The organism is Sphaerochaeta sp. UBA5836 (assembly GCF_002432845.1).
Taxonomy (GTDB): Bacteria; Spirochaetota; Spirochaetia; order Sphaerochaetales; family Sphaerochaetaceae; genus Sphaerochaeta.
The window spans coordinates 23,346-27,481 of sequence record NZ_DJGW01000006.1; the positions used below are offsets into that span (position 1 = coordinate 23,346).

Annotated in this window: 6 protein-coding genes; all 6 read left to right on the plus strand. The window is 51.9% G+C overall.

Features of this window, described 5'->3' with window-relative positions; genetic code table 11:
* A partial coding sequence (locus tag B3F49_RS00565) for a sensor histidine kinase (RefSeq protein ID WP_293908512.1) occupies nucleotides 1-663 on the plus strand: 663 nt, incomplete at its 5' end.
* On the plus strand, nucleotides 660-1,271 hold the full coding sequence (locus B3F49_RS00570; protein ID WP_293908513.1) for a response regulator transcription factor: 612 nt from the start codon (nucleotides 660-662) through the stop codon (nucleotides 1,269-1,271). The genes B3F49_RS00565 and B3F49_RS00570, both read left to right, overlap by 4 nt.
* Before the next feature lies 1 nt (nucleotide 1,272).
* Nucleotides 1,273-1,458 carry a hypothetical protein gene (locus B3F49_RS00575; protein ID WP_293908515.1) on the plus strand — a complete coding sequence of 62 codons (186 nt, stop codon included), beginning with the start codon at nucleotides 1,273-1,275 and terminating at the stop codon, nucleotides 1,456-1,458.
* Entirely contained in the window at nucleotides 1,455-2,120 is a 666-nt protein-coding gene (locus tag B3F49_RS00580) for a rhamnogalacturonan acetylesterase (protein WP_293908517.1), read from the plus strand. The genes B3F49_RS00575 and B3F49_RS00580 overlap by 4 nt, the downstream gene beginning before the upstream one ends.
* A 187-nt stretch (nucleotides 2,121-2,307) precedes the next feature.
* Complete coding sequence (locus B3F49_RS00585) at nucleotides 2,308-3,183, plus strand: hypothetical protein (protein WP_293908518.1); 876 nt, start codon at nucleotides 2,308-2,310, stop codon at nucleotides 3,181-3,183.
* Between the two features lie 156 nt (nucleotides 3,184-3,339).
* The coding region (locus tag B3F49_RS00590) for a thiamine pyrophosphate-dependent enzyme (protein WP_293908519.1) at nucleotides 3,340-4,136 on the plus strand (797 nt) is incomplete at its 3' end.

A 4,136-nucleotide genomic window follows, 5' to 3' on the forward strand; every position in this document is an offset into this window, starting at 1 on the left:
CGGCTGAAGGTGCATCGTCTTCAAGAGGAGGAGCAGCACCTTTTGCTCGATTATCAGGATGCACAGCAGCTTTCGCGTCTTGAGGAGCGCAATCATATCGCCCGGATTTTGCATGACAGCCTTGGTCATGAACTGACCGCCGCCCATCTGACGCTCAAGGCCCTGGGCTCCTTGCTTCAGCGCAATGAGGTTGAGAAGGCTCTGGACAGCCAGGCCAAGGCTCTTGTCCGCCTTGAAAACAGTCTCGACCAGCTCAAGCTTGCCGTCAGGCAGCTGCAACGAGACGATGATACGGCCAACCAAAGGTTCAGACAGCTCTTTGAGCAATTCAACTATCCGGTGGACTTGCACCAAAGCGGTGATATCGAGGTACTCGACCCAGCTGTGCAGCAGGTGCTGTACAGTGCTGTCAAGGAAGCTTTGACCAATATCGCCAAACATGCCAAGCCTGCCATGGTGAGGGCTCAGCTTGCCATCACCGGTACAACAACCCGCCTGATGCTTGAAAACGATGGTCTTTTTGACCAAAAAAACGAAGAGACAGGCAATGGCCTGAGGTATATGCGCCGTCGTGTGGAGGCTTTGGGAGGCAGTGTGGCCATCCAGCGGGACGAGACGTTCCGCCTGCTGATAACCCTGCCCTCCAAAAAGGAGATGGGATGAAGCTTCTGTTGGTGGACGATGATGCCTTGGTGCTGGAGAGCCTGGAGATTCTTCTTTCAGAAGACCCTTCGATTGTCATAGCCGGCAAGGCTGAACAGGGGGCACAGGCTCTCTCCTTTCTTCAGAACCACCCTGTCGATATGGTCCTTCTCGATATTCAGATGCCGGTGATGGATGGCATTGAGACGCTTCAGCGTATACGGGCCGAGTTTCCCCGTGTCAAGATTCTCATGCTCACCACCTTTGCCGATTACCGAACGCTGCACCGCTGCCTTGAGTCGGGGGCGTCGGGTTTTCTGCTTAAGAGCGACTCCACCGAAAAGCAGATATTGACGATCAAGGCTGTCCATCAGGGGCTTCCGGTGATCAGCGAACAGGCGCTTAGGAGCTTCTCCGATGACCAGTTGTTCAGCGACTTGAAAGAGCGGGAGCAGGAAGTGCTGATGCAGTTGGCTCAGGGGTTGAGCAACAAGGAAATCGCTATTAGGCTGTGCATGAGCGAGGGGACGGTGCGTAATATGATTTCGGTGATGCTGGACAAGCTTGATTTGCGCGACCGCACCCAGCTGGCCATCGCCTATTGGCAGCGCAAGAGCAGAGGGAGGTAGCATGCCCGATTTTCTGATTCTCCTAGCCATTTACCTTGTTGCAATGCTGCTTGGCGGAACCGGCTTGTACTTTTTGCTGAAGAAGGAACAGCGCAAAATGCCGGAAAAGCCGAAACTGAATACCATTGTTTCTGCAGAAGACATGCTTCCCGGCTGGGGGAAGGAAGAAGAGGAAGCAAGCCGATGAATCGGATTTTTTTACTCGGGGACTCCACCTGTGCCGACAAGAGTGAGGACAAACGTCCTGAGACGGGGTGGGGGATGGTGCTCCAAGGTTTGGTCAAGAAGCCGTGGCAGGTGATCAATCTGGCAAAAAATGGTTGCTCTACCAAGTCATTCCTCGAGGAAGGGTTGTTCGACCGGTGCCTTGAGCAGCTTGCAGCCGGGGATTGGGTTTTCATCCAGTTCGGGCACAACGACAGCAAAGAGGATGAAGAGCGGCATACCGATCCTTGGACCACCTACCAGGGAAATCTGATTCTGATGACCGATAAAGTGTTGAAAAGAAATGCCCGGCCGGTGCTTCTGACTCCGATCTGCAGGCGGCGTTTCGACGAAGAAGGCAACCTCGTCCAAACCCATGGCGAGTATCCGAAGGCAATGATTTCGCTTGCACAGAGCAGGAACTATCCGGTCCTGGATATGACCGATAAAACCTATCAGCTGTTCTCCTACTTGGGACCGAAAGACTCCAAAAAGCTGTTTCTTCATTTGCATGAAGGAGAACACCCCAACTACCCGGATGGAATTGCCGACGACACCCATCTCAATGAGTGGGGTGCCCTGGTCATTGCCAATCTGACATTCTCACAGCTGAGGGATTTGTATCCCCAGGTTCCGTTTCTGTAAAAGGATTAAACGTATTTCCATTACTATTCTGAGTAGGCTTGAATGAAAATTGTCCATTGATTTACTTTTATACAGCGTCTGTCCGAACGTGTATTATCAACTTGCAGGCTTGATAACTGTTAGTTTTTTCAATCATTCATCATTACCTGTGCTATGCTATATCTACCTTATCTTTGGAGGAAGAACTGTGAAACACAATACTTCTAGGATTGTTATTTCGTTGGTGATTGTCTTGTTGGTCTCTGCAGGCTTGTTCGCCCAGACAACTACTTCCGGTACGCTGAAATTTACCGGTGCTTGGGATGGAAAGAAGGGTGTTGAAGCCAAGGCTGAAGCAGCCTATCAGGTGAAGATTCCCATGCTCGTCGGTGAAGGCCCGCTTATGAGCGGCAACAACCTGAAACTCAAGACGCAGATCGGTGTCTCCCCGATTGCAGCGAGTGCTACATTGGACGCAGTTCTGACCCCGATCGCCGTCCTGGAAGTCAGCCTCGGTGGTGGAGCCGGAACAGGTTGGGATTTCCCCTTGATGGACCTCGAAGGCCTTCGCATTGCTCCGGGCGGAATCGGCACTGCATTAACTTCCGACCAGCTTGCAGGAACCTACTACATGGGAAGAGTGGGGGCAGCCTTCCAGTTTGACACCGGCGCCATCTTCAACGGCGATTGGACCAGCGTTGTCATCCGAGCCTATCAGGAATTGAACTACAAAGGCTACTCTGGTGCAGCCAACAACACCACAGCCTGGGAGTTCGAGAATAGCGGAGCAATGGTCAACGGCTTCAACTACAAGGGCGAGTACATTCTCGGCTACCAAATGCCCCTGATCGTAAACCTTGTCGGCGTACAGCTTGAAACGTATGCTTACAATGTATTTGATAGTTCCAGAACCGGTTTGTTCAGTGATCTGAGCATACTCGTCAACACGCAGTTTACTGATCGTCTCTCGCTGCTTACTGCAGTGCAGTTTACGAATTTTGAGAAGACTGACGACAGGGAAATTGTGAAGAGAGCGGAGCCTGGTTTCAAGCGCGTTGCCATGATTCTCAGTTATGGCTATTAAACAGTTTTGATACTTTTGACTAAATAGCGATACTAGGATATCTTGTCAGTAAGGATCACGCCCCGGTTTCTTTCAGATCCCGGGGTGTTTCTTACTACATGATTGGAGGAAAGGATGAAGACGAATCAATTAGCAGATGCAATTCGCATATTAAGTATGGATGGTGTACAGAAAGCGAATTCCGGACACCCCGGAGCCCCTATGGGCATGGCCGATATCGCCGAGGTTCTGTGGCGAAAAATCATGGCACACAATCCCAAGAATCCCAATTGGGCGAACCGTGACCGGTTTGTACTTTCCAACGGCCATGCTTCCATGTTGCTCTATTCACTCTTGCACCTGAGCGGGTATGACCTGGGCATTGAAGACCTGAAACAGTTCAGACAGCTTCACAGCCGAACCCCCGGCCACCCCGAATATAAACTTACTCCCGGCGTGGAGACTACCACCGGACCTCTCGGGCAGGGCCTTGCCAATGCCGTAGGTATGGCCTTGGCAGAGAAAATGCTTGCCGCCCAGTTCAACAAAGAAGGCTTTCCTGTAGTAAACCACTACACGTACACCTTCCTTGGTGATGGATGCCTGATGGAAGGCATCAGCCATGAGGCTGCCTCGCTTGCCGGAACCTGGAAGCTTGGAAAACTCATCGCCATCTACGACAACAACGGCATCTCCATTGATGGAGAGGTGAAAGGCTGGCTCACCGACGACACAGCCAAGCGCTTTGAAGCCTACGGTTGGCAGGTGTTCAGGGATGTGAATGGACATGACTCTGATGCAATCCAGAAAGTAATTTCTGCAGCACGCTATGAAACTTCCAGACCCACCTTGATCATGTGCAAGACCACCATCGGCTACGGCTCACCCAACAAGGGAGGAAAGGAGTCCTGCCACGGCGCTCCGCTTGGAGCCGATGAAGTCGCTCTTGCCCGCAAGCAGCTGGGTTGGGAGTA